Raw genomic sequence first — 18250 nt, 5'->3', positions numbered from 1 at the left:
TACGTCCCTGTCTTCATACCAGGATGGAACGAATGGAGGTTTATGTAGTGGAGTCCAGCATAAAGCAAGCATATGACGAAGAAATGAGCAGGCTTAAGGAAACGTTAGACGAAATTGACCGGCAGCTAATCGAGCTTCGCAGCATTCCGCCCTATACAGGGCAAGACCACACGGAGCAGGTTTTGGAGTCAATCCGCGATTCCAGACGGCGCAATCTGGCGGTAGCGCAGACGGAACCGTATTTCGGGAGACTGGACTTCCAGGAAACCGGACATTCCGCTCCATCACCCTTATACATTGGAAAGGTCGGCGTGGAGAAGGATCCCACGCTGGAATTAATGGTTGTCGATTGGCGCGCCCCGGTAGCCAGCTTGTTTTATTCCTTTACGGGCGGTACGGATGCCGTTTCCTATGATTCGCCTGAAGGCACCGTGGAGGGGCTCGTCTATTTGAAACGAAATTTAGTGATCCGCAAGCAAATATTGCAGCGGGTCGTCGATACGTACGATCGCTCGGAAGACTCTATGGCCGTTACCGACGAATTTCTGTTATACCGTTTGGGCGAAAATAAAGATAATAAGCTCCGGGACATTGTCTCTACGATTCAAGCCGAGCAGGACGCAATCATACGGGCGGTAAAAAACAGCGCTCTCATCATACAAGGGGTTGCAGGCAGCGGGAAGACGACCGTCGCCCTTCATCGGCTGGCCTTCTTGTTATATCAATATCGAGATCAAGTCAAGGCGGAACGGATGATCATATTGGCTCCGAATCGGATGTTCCTCGACTACATTTCCGGCGTTCTCCCCGAGTTGGGCGTAGGCCATATCCAACAGACGACTTTTACGGATTGGGCGCTGGAGCTGCTGGAGAACGAAGTGAAGCCGGCTGATCCGGCAGAGCGTCTTCGCTATTGGTTCCAGACCGGGCCGAAGCGCCCTGCCATGGATGACACGGCTCCGGGCCGTATCAAAGGCTCCATCGCTTATATGCAGTGGCTCGACAAGGCGCTGCTTCTATATGAACAAACCGCCGTTCCGGACGCAGATTACATGCCATGGCAAGGCGCCAAGCTTTCTTCAGCGACCATTCGCAAGTGGTATGATGTGGAGAACAAGCATGAACCGTTGATGAAACGGCGGGATCGGGTTATTGCCAGGATTAAGCGCTGGCAGGAGATGGAGCTTGAGAAGGTATGGGAAGTCCATCTAAAGAAGGATTACAAGAAGAAAGCGTCGCAAAAGCTTCGCGACTATACGAAGCATTGGACCGCTTACACCCCTTATACTTTTTATAAAGAACTGTTTGCGGCAGACAGCAAAGCTTCCTACCTGTCCGACGAGCTGCGCGGCGCATGGCCGGACGAAATGATGGCGGCGACCCAAGCACACTTGAAGAAAAAAATCGTCCAGCCCGAGGATCTGGCGCCTTTGTTGTATATTCGAGCCAAATTCCACGGCATACACGGCGATTTGACCTTCGATCATACAGTGATTGATGAAGCACAGGATTTCTCCCCGTTTCAGGTTGCACTGTTGAACATGCATACCAGAAACCAGTCCTTTACGATATTAGGTGATTTATCGCAAGGGATTCACGCTTATCAAGGTATTAGAGACTGGAACGAATTTTCCAGGCTGTTCGAGGAAGACAAATCGTCCTATTTTCAATTGAATCGAAGCTATCGCTCGACTATGGAAATTATATATTTCGCCAACGAAGTTCTGACCCGCGGACTCGATAACCCGGCGGCGCTGGCGGTTCCGGTATTTCGCAGCGGAGATCCGGTGCACGTAAGACAAGTCAAGGAGACGGAGCTGATTTCCCGGCTGCAGACCGAAATTCGCCGCCTCCAATCCGACGATATCGCTACCGTGGCCGTGCTGGCGAGAACGGAAGCCCACTGTGAGGCGCTTCACAAGCAGTTGACCCAGGCGGGCATGAAGGCCAACCTCATCGCGGCGGGCCAGCAGCATTATGAAGGAGGCGTCTCCATAGTGCCGTCGTTCATGGCCAAAGGCTTGGAGTTCGATGCGGTCATCGTTGCCGACGCAGATGAAGCCACTTATGAAGCAACCCCGCAGGACGCCAAGCTGCTGTATGTCAGCTGCACCCGCGCCCTCCACTCGCTGCAATTATGGTACAATGCCGCTCCTTCGCCGCTCCTCTCTCACATTCGGGGCGATTTCGCGATTTGGGATTAATCGCGCAGGCCGGCTGCTAATTTATACATGTCCGCTCTCAAGCATAATGTACTGCTTCCTATCGGATAATAAGCTTGTAACCATTATCCGTTACTGGAGAGAGAACGATATGCCGAAAGCAAAACGAAAAGGCCTTGTGGAGTTTCATCAGCCTGCTGCCAAGCTGGTTGCAGATATTCCCGAAGACGAGGCCGTACGCGAGCAATTGCAGAATCAAGTGCAAGATGACGGGTATCCCGGAAGTTGTACGGTATTGAACCCCAAATGAAAGAGGCTGCCGATGAGCAGCCTCTTCTTATTTGTATACGGCACGATGATTATTCCGTCTCCCGGTCCGGCTTGTTCGCTCTAACCCTGGCACCGGCCTTTCCGCGCCATCGAACCAGCAAGACTACGGCAGCGACAACCGCCGCTCCAATGAAGATATATTTGAAAAACCGTTCGATCCATGTAAAGGCAGCCTGCCATTGATCACCGAATATATACCCGATGCCAATGAACACGATGACCCAAAGAGCCGATCCCGTATAGGCGTACAAAGCGAAGGTCGAATAAGGAACCCGGATGATGCCAGCAAAATACCCTATAAATTGCCGCACTCCCGGCATAAAGTAGCTGATGAACAACAGCCTGTTACCGTATTTGCCATACGATTTGCGGGTTTTCTCCAGATGGTCCGGCTTCAAAAGCAGCCATCGTCCGTACCTTTCAACAAGCGGCACCCCGAGCTTATAGCCGATCCAATACGTTACGGTCATCCCTATGACCGCTCCTGCATACGCGGCCGCCACAGCTGGAAGCCATTTAAGGACACCTTTATAGGCCAAGTACCCGGTATACGTTAATGTCGTATTTCCAGGCGGAATGGGCGATGCGATCGCATCGAGAGGCAGCCCGATCAAAAGCACCCAGTAGCCGTACTGTGCAAATAGTTGTTCGATAACCTGCAGCAATTTCATACTAACGCTCCTCATTCAAACCAATTCAAACTATTGCCTATTTGGTATACGATTGGTGCCTCCTCGCGTTTCATCATCAAAGCGGCTGCTCGGATCAGGATGCATGGATCCGTTCTATCGCCAAACCATTGACGATGACGGCTTCACCGTCATTGACCCGTTCGAACGACATTTTCCATTTATCTTCAAGCTGCCCGAGCTTATTTTCAAAATCCGGATCCTTATCAATGAAACGATTATAGTGCGGAATGACCGTTATATCCGTCAAGCCGACGGCTTCATAATCCTTGTTCAGCTCTTCTATATCCATTGGACGGTATCCGGCAATGACATTGAGCTCATTCACATGGGCCAAGGAATGGGCGAGTACCATTGCTCCTGCGCTGGTTCCAACGATCACTGCTTGGACTGCAAGCTGACGAAGAATAGGAATGCATTCCCTGCTTCGAAGCTGGTTCAGCAAATAGAACGGATTGCCCCCATTCAAGTATATCAGACCGTAGTCTTTCAATTTTGCACTGTCTTCATACTCAATGTCCAAGAAATCGATAGCAGCAAAACCCATCCGTTCGAGAACGGCTTTGGTCTCGAGGGCCGTCTCGCTATGCTGCTTCTTCGATGAAGCGGTGGTGACAATGCAGCCACTGCAGGAAGATAAGGGCATGTCCACCATCTCGGCAAGCTTCCGTTGAGCGATCTCATTGCCGATGCCGTCAGAGGTCAATATTAGCTTCATAGTTCACCCGTCCCCATCCGATGGTAGAGTAAATATGCAAAAAGATCGGAAAACGTACCGTTCCTTGTTACACCTACGGTACTTTCACGATCTTTTTGTATCAACATCTTCAAGGTTAGCTTCGTACGGCCAGATCCTTGAGCTCTGGAACAATATGGGCTTGACCTCCGGTCAAGGCACCGACGAGGTTCCGTGCAGCCAGCATAGCCATGTCGAAGCGCGTTCTAGACGTCGCCGAGCCGATATGAGGCAGTGTCACCACATTCGGCATTTGGAGCAGCGGGTTGTCCGGCGAAACGGGCTCCACTTCAAATACGTCCAGACCCGCACCGCGGATCGTCCCGCTGCGCAGCGCTTCGATCAGCGCCTGCTCGTCTACGGTTTGACCTCGAGAAGCATTAATGAAGAACGCCGAAGGCTTCATCATCTCGAAATGCTCCTTGCGAATATATCGCGTCGTCTCCGGTGTCAACGGCGTCATCAGCACGACAAAATCGGATTGGCGCAGCAGCTCCTCCACCGAGCAATAGGTCGCTCCGAAGCGTTCTTCCGTCTCCGGTTTGCGGCTGCGGTTATAATACAGCAGGTTCATATCAAACCCGTGTACGGCTCTCTTCGCAATGGCTTCACCGATCCGTCCCATTCCGATAATGCCTAGCGTTGCATGGTGAACGTCCATCCCGAACAGCTCTTCTTCCTTTACCGAGCCGCGCTGCCACTTGCCCTGCTTCACGAACAAATCCAGCTCCGCAATTCTTCTGGAGGAGGACAGCATCAGAGCCAGCACCAAATCGGCTACCGTATCGTCCAGCACATAAGGAGTATGGGTCCCGATAACACCTCTGGCCCTCATCTCGGGAATATCAAAATGGTTATATCCTACGGAAACGGAGCTGACGACTTTCAGCGAGGGAGCATGCTCCAGCAGCTCCGCATTGACCGGCCCTGCCGACAGCAGCAGCCCTTCGTAATCCCGGATCGTCCGCAGCAGCTCTTCCCTCGGTATCGAGCCCTTCCCTTCCCATACGGTACAGTCGAGATGCTCGTTCAAATAGGACAGAACGGGATCCGGCAGCTTGCGGGTAATCATAACCTTCGGTTTATGCGCCACTTCTCATTGCTCCCTTCCTCTTCCAAGCGTAGTTTATACGGATTCGGCATGTACCGCCTGTTGTTCGGGACTCAACACCTCGTTTAAGCTTCCCGAGCGATACCCTTTTAGATCCAGCGTTACGTAAGCATATCCGATTTCTTTCAGCTTGGCATGAACCGTATCGGCAACGGCGATCATCTCCGCCAGTTCTGTAGCCGGCACTTCGATTCTGGCCAAATTCTCGTGCTGTCTCACCCGTACTTGTCTGAAGCCGAGCTGGATTAAAAAGTCTTCCGCCTGATCGATCATGGATAGCTTCAAGGCCGTAATGGCTTCGCCGTACGGAATTCTTGAAGACAGACAGGCGAACGACGGCTTATCCCATGTGCGCAAGCCGAACTGCCGCGACATATGGCGGATCTCGGACTTCTTGATGCCGGCTTCCAAGAGCGGCGCTCTTACTCCTTGCTCGTGGGCTGCCTGCAATCCGGGCCGATGCTCTCCGAGATCATCCGCGATAGCGCCGAAGATAACGTGATCGTAGCCGCGCTCCTTAGCGATCGGAATCAAATGATCGAACAGCGAGTTTTTGCAGAAATAGCAGCGGTTCGTCGGGTTCTCCGCATATCCCGGAATATTCAGCTCGCTCGTATGAATAACGACGTGGGGCGCAGCCAGCTCCTTGGCCAGTGCGATCGCTTCTTCCTTCTCTCTCACCGGATACGTTTCCGAATCCGCCGTGATGGCCAATACACGTTCCGGACCGAGAAATTCCAAAGCGGCTTTTAATAAAAATGCGCTGTCAACGCCGCCGGAAAAGGCTACGACGACCTTGCCCATGGATCGCAAAATGTCCCCCAGCTTCTCGTACTTCTGTTCCATGCTCTCCATCGTATATCCCTCCTGAAGGTTTCTCGCAAGAAACCGAATCATCTAGTCCCGGCAATTTTCCGCAAGCTATGCAATCGTGTGCATGAGAAAAAATAATGACTACCTGGATTCATCCATTATAGACTTTTTTCACGAATTGAAAAAGAGGTTACCTTTTGTATAGCGGGACAGAGCTCAGAGCTTCTCAAGAGAGGCATGCCGCAGCAGGTTCTCGAAATCCGCCTGAGATAAGGGCTTGCTGAAAAAATACCCCTGTGCGTGCGCACAGTTTTGACGAAGCAGAAACTGCAAATCCTCCGCCGTTTCCACTCCTTCGGCGACCACTTCAAGCTTCAAATGATTCGCCATAGCGATAATTGTAGCGACAATCGCCGCGCTGTCCGTATCCGTAGTTATGTCCTTAATAAACGATTGATCGATTTTGAGCTTATGTATCGGAATCTTTTTCAAATAATGCAGCGAGCTGTAGCCGGTTCCGAAATCGTCCATGGAAATGCGAATGCCGAACAATTTCAGCTGATTCAGCTTTTGGATGACGCGGTCTACATTGTCCATCGCCATGCTCTCCGTAATTTCCAGCTCCAAGAACCGCGGATCGAGGCCGCTTTCCTGGATCATCGCCATCATCTCTCCGACCAGATTATGCTTCTGAAACTGCCGGATGGATAAATTGACGGACACCGTCAACGGGAGCAACCCGGCTTGCTGCCAGCTTTTATTTTGCGCGCAGGCGGTGCGGATCACCCAATCCCCTATCGGCACGATCAGTCCGGTTTCCTCCGCCAACGGAATAAATTGCGACGGCGGGATCATACCATGTCTCGGATGATTCCATCGCAACAGCGCCTCCATGCCGATAAGCCGGTTATCCCGTATATCGTATTGCGGCTGATAGTAGAGCTCGAACTCATTGCGCTCCAGCGCCTTGCGCAAATCGTGCTCCAGCTCCAGCCGTTGGAGCGGATTGGTGACCAATTCCTCTGGGGACAGCCGGAACAGCCCCTGTCCTTTTTCCTTCTCCTCGGTCTGCACCTTGGCTGCATGACGCATCAGGCTGTTCATATCGGTTCCATCCTGGGGATAGAACGCCACTCCGATGCTTCCCGGAATAACAAGCTCTCGGTCATAGACCGTGAAAGACGCCATCAGCTTCTGCTGAATCATTCTGGCATCCTCCACAACCTGCTGTTGATCGTCAAGCCGCTTGTACAGCAGGGCGAATTCGTGATTGCCCAGCCGGCAGATCAAGTCCACCTGCCCGCTGAAGCGCATCAGACGCTCGCTGACTTGCTTTAACAGCAAATCGCCCCAGTTCAGACCCAGAGATTCGTTGATAATTTGGAATCGCTCAAGATTAACAAGCATGATGGCAAAAGGCTTCGGGGGCTTCTCGCTGCCCGCGCTCGCGAGAGTCTGGGTCAGCTGTATCTGGAACAAAGTGCGGTTCGGCAGCCCTGTCAGAGTATCGTGATAGGCCATATGCTCGATTAGCTGTGCTGCCAGCTTTTGTTCCGTAATATCTTTTATTACGACATACCAGAGCCCCTCGTTCTCCACGCGCATCGGAATCATCCTCAGATGAATTTTGAGCATATGTCCGGAGCGGTGCCGAAGCTCGGTCTCATGCTCCAGCGCTTCTTTACCGGGCTGGCTGCGTAGATGTTCGACCAAAGGAGAGGAAACAACGGATTCAACCAATGAGGCCAATGGCGTATGAGGATGATTCACCGGATCATAGCCGGTCAGCTGGCTAAATCGGGCATTTGTAAAACGGATAAAACCATCAGAGTCGAGGATCAGCATAGCATCTGCGCTGAATTTGAATAACGGATGCAGAGCCAAAGCGCTCATCGTTTCCGGATTGGTCATGGTGTGTTCACTCCCCAACTAGCCGTGCAATGAATGTTTGGTTTATTATACCATAGGTTGCGTCTTTAGTGGTCTACCTTATGGAAAGTTGTTCCGGGAAAACCCATTAACGGCGTGCCCAGGATGAGCGGCCAAAAAAGAAAAGACCGCAGGACTAAAGTCCCGCGATCCGTATTATTACAACAGCTTCTCTATCGCTTGCTGCAGCTCTTCATCTTCCGGCGCCACTTTGCTCGAAAACCGCCCGGCAATATCCCCGTCACGGGAGATAAGGAATTTCTCAAAATTCCATTTCACATCCCCTTGCGGCTCGGAGTGCTCCGTCAAATAACGGTACAAAGGATGCTTGTCCTCGCCCAAAATGGCGACCTTATCCATCACTTCAAAGGTTACTCCGTAATTCAAGCTGCAGAACTGCTGAATCTCCTCCAGCGTCCCCGGCTCCTGCCCGCCGAAATCGTTGCACGGAAAGCCGAGAATGACGAGCCCGCGGTCCTTCCACTGCTGGTTCAGCTTCTCAAGTCCGGCATATTGCGGAGTGAAGCCGCACTTGGAGGCCACATTGACTATCAGCAGCACCTTCCCCTTGTATTCGCTCACCGAGCGGCTTGCTCCATCCGCTGTTTGTACCGATAGCTCATAAATGGATGACATATTAGCTCCTCCTTAAATGGTTTACTGTCATCTTATCATGAACAAAGTTGGAATAAAAACCCTTCTTTCATTCGAATATCCGATGTAATTTTGTTACAATAAAAAGGTTCACCTTTTGAATCGATTCGGTGAATGACAGGAACGAAGCTATGGGGATGCAAGAGCTAATCCATGCATCAACGGTAGGAGGACTTGACGCGATGAACGATATGCAAACGATTCAAAATAAAATGGAGCAGGCAATCCGGCTGCTGGAGAGCCGGTTTCTGGAACGCGAAGAGCTGATAAGGCTTTTGCTACTCGGTTTAATGAGCAACGAGAATGTGCTGCTCATCGGCCCTCCAGGAACGGCCAAATCGCAATTGGCGAGGGCGATCTCCCAATTGTTCGGCACAAGCGAATGGTTCGATTATTTGCTGACCCGCTTTACAACGCCTGATGAAATGTTTGGTCCCGTCTCTCTTCAGCAGCTCAAGCAGGATCTATATGTCCGGCAAACCGCGGGATATTTGCCGTCTTCAAGCTTTGCTTTTCTCGATGAAATTTTTAAAGCGAACAGCGCGATTTTAAACGCGCTGCTATCGATATTAAATGAAAGGATTTTCTTTAACGGCCGGGAAAAGGAAAACGTTCCTCTCGTCTTCCTGATGGCCGCGTCCAACGAGCTGCCCGAGGAGAACGATCAGCTCACGGCGCTGTATGATCGGTTCCTCATCCGTTACGAGGTCGGCTTCCTGAAGCATATGTCGAGCTATGAGCAAATGTTTCAGCTCCCTGTCGAGCCGCTGCCCGCCCTTCTGTCTCTGAAGGATGTCCATACCGTCCGCCAGGCGGTTGAGCAAGTTAAAATTCCGGAGAGCATGATCTACCTGCTATACCGCCTCAAAACCGAAATGGAAGCGCACGAGTTCACCATTTCGGACCGCAGATGGCGCAAGATCGGCCAAGTGTGGAAGACGTCGGCCGCACTGAACGGCCGAAGCGAGGTCAACGTATGGGATACCGTCTATACTCCGCATATGCTTTGGGATGTGCCGGAGGATCTGGCCGTGCTGCAGGAGCTGTTCCAGAAGGAATTCCAGGAGGCGCTCAAGCAGGAATCCGAACGCGAGCTCCCCTTGCGCACCTACGATCAGACAGCCAAGCATTGGCTCGGGATGGAGGATGAGCTGCATGCCTTCCAGTTCAAAAAAGAAGTCGGCGGCGGCATGAGCAAGGAAGCTCAGGAGCAAATGCGAGACAAGCTCGAAAGCTGCCGCATCGAGCTGGAGGAAACCGCCCGGACGCTCCGGGGCAAGCTGGTGCAATGGCAGCAGCGCGAGAAGGATTTGCCGGGCTATATCCGCAACCAGAACTACTTATTGACGCAAACGGACCGGTTCGCGGTCAAATATACCCATCTGCGTATCCAGGGCGAGCGCATTCTGCAGACCGTTCAAGGGCTGTACCGGACGCTGTTCGATCGGGAAATCCCGGGAGTCCAGTACGATTACACGTTGTAATTTCATACATCGGCGGTGAACTTAAATGATCATTCAATGCGCCCGAATCGACAGGTACGTCTTTGACGGGTACGTTCATTCCTCCCGTACCGCGCAGGAGTGGATACGGGAGGCGCAAGCGACGACGTCGTGGTTTTCCATCGAGCTGTTTGCCGATTTTTTCATGTGCTTTTATTTGCCCAAGCCGGAGGTCGACCGCTCCCAAGACGCTACGCCCTTCCAGCGCTGGCTCATCGGCGAGCTTCGCAAGCAGTATTTTTACCGGTCGATCCACCCCCGGACGATCGGCGAAGTGAATGCCGCGTTCAAGACGGCGCTCAAGAGCCTGATGTGGCTGACGACCAGCTATGCGGAGGAAGTGAAGCAGCGGAAGCAGAACGAGAAGGTGCTCGCCGCCGTCGGCCTGAATGAGCGGAAACCGCAGCAAGGGCAGGACCAGACGCAGATCAATGAGCATTTGTCGGAGAAGCAGATTGAGAAGCTGAAGCTGGTCGGCTACACGCTGCAGCAGGGCAAGCGGAACGTCGAGGACAAACAGTCGGCCCTGGATACCCGGCCGCTGGTGGAGAGCGAGATTGCGCAGCTGAAGCAGCGCATCGTCGAATTGCAGGAACAAATGCGGACCGATTTTACGCGGCGGGAGAAAGCGCGGCAGAAGCTCAAGAAGACCGAAGCGGAGCTGGAGCAGCGGGAGAGACAGCTGGAGCGGTTTACGAAGCGGGACCGGGAAATGATCCAGCAATTGGAGGAGCAATTGGGGCAATGGCTGAACCGCTCGCTCAAGGAGACGCTCGGCCAGCAGGAGGCGGAAAGCCTGGACCTGCATGAGCTGATCAAGGCGAGCCAGCGCGTCGCCAACCGGCGCTGGGGCAGCGATCTCGGCCGGCTGCACCGCCAGCAGTTCGCCAATTACATGCAATGGCTCGAGAAGCTGAAGCGCCATCCGGATTTGCTTGCCTTCTTGCAGCAAATCGGCCGCAACCTGCAGCATTTGAAGGTACAGCGTAAGCAAATGCGCTCCCCGCACATTCCGGAAGCCTTCGACGACCTGCGGCAATCGGGAGACATCACCCACATGCTGCCGAGCGAAGCCAGCTTGCTTGCGGACGAAGATTACGAGATGTATTTCACGGTCAAATGGCTCGACCGCAAGCTGCTGACCTACAATGTATCCGGGCATACCGACGAGCCCCAGAAGGGGCCGGTCATCTGCATGCTGGATACGTCGCATTCGATGCGCGGCAGCAAGCTGCGGCTCGCGCAGGTGTTTGTCGCCACCTTCGCCGCCTTCAGCCTGCTCGAACGCCGCGACTTCACGCTGCTGCTGTTCGGCGCGCGCGGCGAGCTCGTAGAGCGGCAGCTCTACTGGCGCAAGCCGGACTGGCCGGCGTTCTACGCGCTGTCGCAGCTCGCCTTCGGCGGCGGCACCCATTTCGATGCGCCGATCAAACGCGGCATCGACATCGTGAACGGGCATCCGCAGTTCAAGGATGCCGACTTCGTAATGGTCACCGACGGCATCGGGACCATTGGAGCGCCCGTTCGGCAGCAGCTGGCCGAGCTCGGCAAGAGCAAGCAAGTGCGGCTGCACACGCTGATCATCGGGAACGTGCGCCAGCACTTGGCGAATCAATACGAGATCCTGGGCGTGTCCCACCAAGTGCGCTTTGCGACGACTTGGGAGACGCAGGATCCCGTCAAAAACGAGCTGCTGCTTGACGTATTCCGCAAGCGCTAACTAATAAAGGTGTCCCGGCACAGACCGGGACACCTTTTTCCTGCACTTCTCATCAATATAATCGCTTCGTGTAGCTTTCCTCCAAACCCCGGACGATCTGCGACTCGTCCAAAGACGTATGCGCCGCAATAATCCGAGCTGCGGAAGGAAGCTCCTCCTTGGCCGGCCAGCTGCCGGCATTCCATAAGCCGGAACGCTTGAAGGCTTTGGCGCAGTGCATATAGCATTCCTCCACCACAACGCCTATGGCCAGTTGGGGTGTTTTGCCCATGGCCTGCATTTTCTGCAGCAGCTCTTCATCCCTAGTTACATAGGCACGGCCGTTGATGCGGAGCGTTTCCTCCATACCGGGGATCAGAAAGATCAGCCCGATATGCGGATTCGATATAATATTGCGTAAGGAGTCGATTCTGCGGTTGCCCGGCCGCTCCGGGATGACAAGACGGTGATCGTCGAGAACAAGCACAAAGCCGGGTGCATCGCCTCGAGGAGATACATCGCAGGAGCCGTCCTGATTGGAAGTGGCCACCATCACAAACGGTGATTGGGCTATGTAATCCTTGCAATGCGCATCCATAGCGCCTATTACCTTGCGCGTTACGACGTCGCTGGGATAGCCAAGCAGCTCCCTCAGCTCCTCCTCGCTAGTGAACACATCATGAAAAGCCATTTCCATCCCTCCTGATCCTGTTACAGCGCTTCGAGAACCGGCAGCGTAATCTCACGCATCGAATGAACGATCTTGTCGGCTGCAGACAGGTCCTGTTCTCCCGAATTGACGTTTTGAAATCCGATACATTTCATCCCCGCCGATTTGGCCGCCCGGGTCCCGTTGCGCGAATCCTCAATAACCACACAGCTATGTGGCGGCTTGTTCAGAAGCTCGGCCGCTTTCAGAAACACATCCGGCTCCGGTTTGCCCTTCGGCACCTCCTCGCCGCTGACCACACAATCGAAATATTCCGAAATGCCCAGCTTCTCCAGCACGGCCATTATAAACACCTTCGGCGATGAGGAGGCTAACCCTACGGCTATGCGGCCCGCCTTCAGCTGCTCCAGCAGCCCGGTAACGCCGTCGATAGCTTGTTCTTCGCTTTTCTTAAGCGCAGACAGCTTCATCTCCACCTGCCATTCGATCAGCTCGGACAAAGGGAGCTCCACACCATGCCTCTCTTTTACCTTGGCCCACATGTCGGGATTGGTCATCCCTACATACAGATCAAGCTCCTCCTTGGTTGCCGGCAGTCCCAGCTTCGCGAATGCCTGCTGCTCCACCAGGAAATGCAGCGGTTCACTGTCGATCAGCACTCCGTCCATATCAAAAATTACGGCTTCCAGCATGCTCCTCTCCCCCTTTAGTCATATATGTTCAAAACTGCTTGCTTTTACCAAACTTCAACCGCTTCTTCCTCTTCGGCCTTGCGTTGGATCCGTTCAACAATTTGCTCCAACGGCTCGGGATCCAGCAGTTCCACCGGAGATATGCCTTTATCGAACAGCAAGCCGTCGCCTTCCATCACGATGACGTACCGGCTGCCCATTTTGGCGATATGAAGGCGATCCCCGAAATCGGCCAGCAGCGCTTTGACGGTCATATTTCCGAGCTTCAGCTTCATTTCGATATCCGGCTTCTGCTCGATCAATATATTGGATGCCTCCACGACCTGCTCCGGCGTCCATTTCTGCTGGAGCTCGCGCTGCTCGCTGCACGCCCACAGCTCCATTTCCTGGGTCTCCCGTTCCTTCGCCTCCTCGTTATCCTCGAATACTTGATCGATATATTGATGGACGAAGCCGAGCACCTGCTCGTTCATCATTTCCGGCATCGATTTTTCATATTCGACGTATTTCAGGAAGTCCTCGAAATACCGGGCATGCGACGACTGATGAATTTTCAGCTCCCACAGCTCCAGCATCCCTTCCTCCGGCATGTGCGGGTACATGATCGATTTCATGTTCTTGGCGTTTATCGCCATTTCCACTTTGTTCAGAAGGCTTCGCTCATCCGTAATGCGCGCGATTTTTTGCTCGAAATCGCATTTCAGTACGAAAATAAACGGCTCGTCGAACAGCTTGTTATACTTGGCGCGGACGATGAATACCGCTCCTCCGCGTATAGCGCTCGTGTCCATATAGGCTTGTACCATTGCCTCGGCATGCTCCTGAAACAAATCCATCGTTTCCGCTGTACGCAGCCTCGCAAACATATTGTAGTTCGGGTTGCTGTCCAGATCGTAGCCCGGCTCGGCGCCAAAACGGCCGATCTTCGTCGGAACCTGCTCCGCCTTCGGATTCCGTTCCGCGTTCCGCTTGGCGATTTTCGTAAACTCGCTGCCCAGAAACGAGCTTAGCTCGCTTTCCGCATAGTCGTCTCCATCCAGCGTTTGATAATGCTTGCACCGTTTGTTTCCCTGATTGTCCTCCCCATCCACCTGGATGACAAAGAAAGATATATATTCGACGTCAAATTTCATCTTCAGACTCCCCCATGACAAATAAAAACCCACCCCATTGGCTTTATCAGCCCCTAAGGCGGGTTCTTTTCATCGTATCACAGGTTCCGTCTGCCGACAATGCTCATCTTCAAGCAAATAACGTCTACTTGATGACGCCGCATGCAATGCGGTTGCCGGAATTGCCGGACGGATCCGTCTTATAGTCGTCCACCTTCTCGTGAATGACCAGCGCGGTGCCATTCGGCTGCAGCAGCGAGTTCGCCTTGCCGCTCTCCAAGGTCAGCTTGGGAGCAACGAATTCCGCCACCGCCGTACCGTCGGAGCCAACTTCCAGATTCGGCAAATCACCGGCATGATAGCCTTTCGGATTATCAAAGCCATGCTGCTTGCCTTCCGGGTTAAAATGCTCGCCTGCGGTTTTGAAATCAGGAGGCGTACATACTCCGGTTTGATGGATGTGAATGCCATGCTTGCCGGCGGTCAAGCCGGATACATCCACCTGGAACTTCACTCCCTCCGCAACTTGAGAGAGCTTGGCGGTTCCGATTTTGACTCCCTTGCTGTTAATCATGTCGATCGTTTTCTCTACGGCGGAAGGCTCGTGTCTTCCCTCGTCCGCGGATCCGGAAGGGGTCCCTTCTGCTGCAGTCTCCTCCTGATGCCCCGGGTGGCTATGGCCGGCCATCACATTCGTAGCGACGGTTCTCCATTCGCAGCCAGAGGTCAGCAAGAGCGTGAAGCTAAGAAGAACAGCTCCGCGATTCATCAATTTTCTCATGGTGTGCACTCCTTCAATAGTCTGAATGTACCCCATTCAGTTTTTCCTATTGAAGTAGAATTAAACATCGTTTCCTTAATGTTCCATAAAAGGGTTCCGCCACTCCATCAGCATCGCATAATTCAGCGATTCCTCATCCTCCAGGTAATCGGCGACGAGCTTAACAGGGGTGCGCCCGCAGCGCAGCAGAAAGGTCATGACCGGATCTTTCAGTTCGCCTTTGACAACCGCTTGGGCATACTGATCTGCAGTCATGGTAGAAGCATGCCGATGATAGCCCGGTATCCGGCCTCCGCCGAGCAATCTTGTCCGCTTTAGCTCAACAACAACCTCGTACATGGATTGCATGAGCAGCTTCCCAAGGCCCAGCTTTCTGTATTCCGGCAGCGCGCAAATATCGACGATATATAACGAGTTCCCGTCCGGATTATGATTGCGTATGTAGCCGTGATCGGTCACCTGCTCCCAAGTATGATCCGCTTGCTGCGGGTCGAAATCGACGAGCAGACCGGTAATGGAGGCGACGGCACGCCCTCCGATCTCGACGCACATAGCCCCTTGCGGGAAAAGCGTAGTGTGATTGGTCAGCTGTTCTTCATTCCACCATAGTTCCGAGGGGAACGGCGGCGGGAAGCTCTCCTGCTGAATATGAATCAGATCGGCGAAATCCGCTTCGGTATAAGAACGCACAACGGCTTGGACAGGACGCTCCTCATCAAAAACATACAGCTGTTTGCGATACACCGGACTCCCCCCCTTGTCAGCTCCAATCAGTATACAGGTCGGTTCTGCGGTCGCGCCATGTGGTCACAGACCCTTTCTCGCGCACCTGATGCAGGAGGCTTAAATCCAAATCCGCCGTAATAACCATGTCATGGTTAATCTCGCCTGCAGCCATTAAGCCTGCAGGAGGAAACGGTACATCATTCGGCGTTATGACCGCAGCCTGCCCGTAGTTCCCCCGCATAAAATCGACCGTCGGCAAAGAGCCGATCGTTCCGGTAGTTACTACGTAGATTTGGTTCTCGATTGTTCTGGCATGGCATGTATACCGGACGCGGTGGAAGCCATGGCGGTCATCCGTGCAGGATGGACAAAAGATTACGTCGGCTCCGCGGGCACGCGCCATTCTAACGATTTCCGGAAACTCCATGTCGTAGCATATCAGCACGGCAATGCGCCCCTTCTCCGTATCGAACAGGTGCAGCGCATCCCCTTTCTCCATATTCCATTCCTTTACTTCCGTAGGCGTAATGTGCAGTTTGCGCTGTTCTCCGATTCGACCGTCAGGATAGAACAGAAAGGCGGTATTGTACAGCTTCCCATTTTCCTCCACAATATGGGTGCCGCCGATAATATGCATGCCTGTGCTTCGTGCCAAAGAAACGAACAGCTCCTTATACTGCTCCGTATATTGAGGCAGCTCTTCGATCGTCAGCGCTTCCGGATGCCGCTTGCCGCCGCCTATGGACATCAGCTGGGTAGTGAACAGCTCGGGAAATAACACGAAATCGGCTTCGAATTCTTCAGCCGTCTTCACATAATGAGTTACCTGGGCGGCGAATTGTTCGAAGCTTGCGATCGTATGCAGATGATATTGTACAGCGGAAACTCTTAATTTCATCGGTTTCTCTCTCCTATCTTATGTCTCTATTTGTCCGCAGGACCTTCCTCAATCGGGTCAAAAAACAGGATGTGCGGCTTCTTCACGCACCAGGTTGTCATGCACCGTTCATTAGCGACGTTGACCGTCTTGATAGGCTCCAGCATCATGCCTTGCAGCTTCTCGGTCATCTTGACGAGCCGCTCTTCGTCGATAAGAAAGCGGGTCGTTCCGTCCGGCAGCTTGTATCGGTAATCTCCTAGCGGCACAAGGAGCTTCTCCAAGCCAATTGATGACGCCAGTCGCGCAAACAGCAGCCCGCCCGGACGAAGCACGCGCCACAGCTCCATCACCATTTGTTGAAAGTGCGCTTCGTTCGCAGCAAAATGAAGGACGGCGTTGCATATGACGACCTCGAAGCTGTCGTTGGCAAAGCTCATCTTCTCAACCGTTTCCACTCTCGCCTGATCGTCCGACCAGTCCGCGGCCAAAGCACGCCCTTGCTTACGGACCGCTTCGATGGCTTCCTCCGACCGGTCCACCGCATACACTTCATAGCCGCTGCGCAAAAAATAAGTCAAATTCCGGCCGGTGCCGCAGCCGGCATCCAATATTCTCATGTCTTCGGCAATCCGGCCTTTCAACAGCTGGTCGAATAAATAAATATCGATTTCGCCGAATAGTTCGCGAGGGTTCATTCCCCGTATCAGCTCGCTTCCAAAACATTCTATTTTTTTTTGTCATTATACCATCTACAGGGATAGAACACCACGACACGAGCGGGTTTCGGCGCGGTTTACCGCCAGTTATTCCCCGAAATGACAAAAAACCGGCCGGCTGGGTAAGCCGGTCGGCAAGCTTGTTTAGAAATGTATATTTTGAAAATTAACCCCTCATTCACGCCCGCCATCGCTTAATGAGCGTACCCGCCTTTTCCGGCATCGCCTTTGAAATACGATTTCAACGGGACCATGGAGTCATTCGGGACGTAATATTTGAACGGATTGTCGTCAATGACGCCGAGCAGCTGCTTGCGCTCCGGGCTGGCGCCTTGAAGCAGCTTATCCGAAGCCGTTCTGTAATCGATTGGGCGTACCCAGATCGGGCTGTATCCCAGGAACAGCTGCCTGCGCGTAAACGAGGAACGGTTCGGGGCTCCGGCGTGCCACAAGTTTTGTGCAAATAGGAACACATCCCCCGGCTCGCCGCAAATTTGGATTTCCCCCGGCAGCTTATCGTTCACGTTGTGGTGATCAGGCTGAAACGGACGGTTGTGCGAGCCGGGAACAATTTTCGTATTGCCCCGGTCCGGCTGCGACATATCGCTCAAAATGTAGCAGCTCTTGATGTAATATGTGGACGTAATGCCGTTAATACGCGGGAATTGCGGGTGCGGGCCGTCCTGATGCCAGTTGATGAAGCTCTGAGAGGTCGTCTGCTCATCGTTAGGATTCGGCTTGCGGATCGTCAAATGCGATATGTGCAGCTGAATGTTATAACCGAGCAGCTGGACCATCAGCGGGAGTATGGTCGGCTCGTCGATGAGGGAGGCGATCTCCTCGTGACGCTCTACACTGTTATAAATGTTGTAGGCAAGCGCCTCCGGCTCCTCTGCAATGATGCTGTCGATGGCTGCATTCAGAAGTTTGACCTTCTCAGGCGACAGCACGCCGCGCAGCAGCAAATAGCCCTGCTCTTGAAACTGCTCCGTTAATTGATCCATTGAAAGCGATGACGAACTCATTGGAATTTCCCCTCTCTACTCTT

Annotated in this window: 18 protein-coding genes; 4 read left to right on the top strand and 14 right to left on the bottom strand. The window is 53.2% G+C overall.

Annotated features, from left to right (window positions below):
- Window positions 1–47 precede the first annotated feature (47 nt).
- Complete coding sequence (locus ACFQ88_RS01955; RefSeq protein WP_379451455.1) at window positions 48–2204, top strand: HelD family protein; 2157 nt, start codon at window positions 48–50, stop codon at window positions 2202–2204.
- Between the two features lie 109 nt (window positions 2205–2313).
- On the top strand, window positions 2314–2472 hold the full coding sequence (locus ACFQ88_RS01950) for a hypothetical protein (protein WP_239634742.1): 159 nt from the start codon (window positions 2314–2316) through the stop codon (window positions 2470–2472).
- Window positions 2473–2521: 49 nt separating this feature from the next.
- Here the strand turns inward: ACFQ88_RS01950 and ACFQ88_RS01945 are convergent, their stop codons facing one another.
- The 6 genes from ACFQ88_RS01945 to ACFQ88_RS01920 all read right to left on the bottom strand — a co-directional run bounded on the left by ACFQ88_RS01945 (window position 2522) and on the right by ACFQ88_RS01920 (window position 8406).
- Complete coding sequence (locus ACFQ88_RS01945) at window positions 2522–3163, bottom strand: DedA family protein (RefSeq protein WP_379451454.1); 642 nt, start codon at window positions 3161–3163, stop codon at window positions 2522–2524.
- A 94-nt stretch (window positions 3164–3257) separates the two neighbouring features.
- Window positions 3258–3899, bottom strand: coding sequence for a Type 1 glutamine amidotransferase-like domain-containing protein (locus tag ACFQ88_RS01940; protein ID WP_379451453.1), 642 nt, complete (start codon window positions 3897–3899; stop codon window positions 3258–3260).
- Window positions 3900–4014: 115 nt separating this feature from the next.
- Window positions 4015–4989 (bottom strand): 2-hydroxyacid dehydrogenase, encoded by a 975-nt coding sequence (locus ACFQ88_RS01935; protein ID WP_379453535.1) that lies wholly within the window; start codon window positions 4987–4989, stop codon window positions 4015–4017.
- A 54-nt stretch (window positions 4990–5043) separates the two neighbouring features.
- Window positions 5044–5883 (bottom strand): ATP-dependent sacrificial sulfur transferase LarE, encoded by an 840-nt coding sequence (gene larE, locus ACFQ88_RS01930; RefSeq protein ID WP_239634736.1) that lies wholly within the window; start codon window positions 5881–5883, stop codon window positions 5044–5046.
- A gap of 174 nt (window positions 5884–6057) precedes the next feature.
- The gene (locus tag ACFQ88_RS01925) at window positions 6058–7752 is read right to left on the bottom strand and encodes a putative bifunctional diguanylate cyclase/phosphodiesterase (protein WP_379451452.1); all 1695 of its coding nucleotides are present in this window, start codon (window positions 7750–7752) and stop codon (window positions 6058–6060) included.
- Between the two features lie 177 nt (window positions 7753–7929).
- Window positions 7930–8406 carry a glutathione peroxidase gene (locus ACFQ88_RS01920; protein ID WP_379451451.1) on the bottom strand — a complete coding sequence of 159 codons (477 nt, stop codon included), beginning with the start codon at window positions 8404–8406 and terminating at the stop codon, window positions 7930–7932.
- Window positions 8407–8606: 200 nt separating this feature from the next.
- Between ACFQ88_RS01920 and ACFQ88_RS01915 the strand changes: the two genes are divergently transcribed.
- Both ACFQ88_RS01915 and ACFQ88_RS01910 read left to right on the top strand, forming a co-directional pair.
- On the top strand, window positions 8607–9908 hold the full coding sequence (locus tag ACFQ88_RS01915) for an AAA family ATPase (protein ID WP_379451450.1): 1302 nt from the start codon (window positions 8607–8609) through the stop codon (window positions 9906–9908).
- A 25-nt stretch (window positions 9909–9933) separates the two neighbouring features.
- A complete protein-coding gene (locus ACFQ88_RS01910; protein ID WP_379451449.1) occupies window positions 9934–11646 on the top strand; it encodes a vWA domain-containing protein in 1713 nt (570 codons plus the stop codon).
- Between the two features lie 52 nt (window positions 11647–11698).
- On the opposite strand, the gene ACFQ88_RS01905 is transcribed toward ACFQ88_RS01910, so the two are convergent.
- The 8 genes from ACFQ88_RS01905 to ACFQ88_RS01870 all read right to left on the bottom strand — a co-directional run bounded on the left by ACFQ88_RS01905 (window position 11699) and on the right by ACFQ88_RS01870 (window position 18227).
- Window positions 11699–12316 carry a pyridoxamine 5'-phosphate oxidase family protein gene (locus ACFQ88_RS01905; RefSeq protein WP_379451448.1) on the bottom strand — a complete coding sequence of 206 codons (618 nt, stop codon included), beginning with the start codon at window positions 12314–12316 and terminating at the stop codon, window positions 11699–11701.
- A 20-nt stretch (window positions 12317–12336) separates the two neighbouring features.
- Window positions 12337–12987, bottom strand: coding sequence for an HAD family hydrolase (locus tag ACFQ88_RS01900; RefSeq protein WP_379451447.1), 651 nt, complete (start codon window positions 12985–12987; stop codon window positions 12337–12339).
- A gap of 44 nt (window positions 12988–13031) precedes the next feature.
- A complete protein-coding gene (locus ACFQ88_RS01895) occupies window positions 13032–14120 on the bottom strand; it encodes a DUF3900 domain-containing protein (protein ID WP_379451446.1) in 1089 nt (362 codons plus the stop codon).
- A 124-nt stretch (window positions 14121–14244) separates the two neighbouring features.
- Window positions 14245–14880: a superoxide dismutase family protein gene (locus ACFQ88_RS01890; RefSeq protein WP_379451445.1), complete on the bottom strand. Its 636-nt coding sequence runs from the start codon at window positions 14878–14880 to the stop codon at window positions 14245–14247.
- 75 nt (window positions 14881–14955) lie between these two features.
- Window positions 14956–15624, bottom strand: a complete 669-nt coding sequence (locus ACFQ88_RS01885) for a GNAT family N-acetyltransferase (RefSeq protein WP_379451444.1) — start codon at window positions 15622–15624, stop codon at window positions 14956–14958.
- 16 nt (window positions 15625–15640) lie between these two features.
- Entirely contained in the window at window positions 15641–16504 is an 864-nt protein-coding gene (locus ACFQ88_RS01880) for a carbon-nitrogen hydrolase family protein (RefSeq protein WP_239634717.1), read from the bottom strand.
- 26 nt (window positions 16505–16530) lie between these two features.
- Window positions 16531–17181 (bottom strand): class I SAM-dependent methyltransferase, encoded by a 651-nt coding sequence (locus tag ACFQ88_RS01875; RefSeq protein ID WP_379451443.1) that lies wholly within the window; start codon window positions 17179–17181, stop codon window positions 16531–16533.
- Window positions 17182–17396: 215 nt separating this feature from the next.
- On the bottom strand, window positions 17397–18227 hold the full coding sequence (locus ACFQ88_RS01870; RefSeq protein WP_379451442.1) for a phytanoyl-CoA dioxygenase family protein: 831 nt from the start codon (window positions 18225–18227) through the stop codon (window positions 17397–17399).
- Window positions 18228–18250: the final 23 nt, after the last annotated feature.

The sequence above is a fragment of the Paenibacillus sp. NPDC056579 genome, from assembly GCF_042793215.1.
Lineage (GTDB): Bacteria > Bacillota > Bacilli > Paenibacillales > NBRC-103111 > Paenibacillus_S.
Note: the sequence above shows the minus strand (reverse complement) of the source record. Positions and strands in the feature narration are given on the sequence as shown.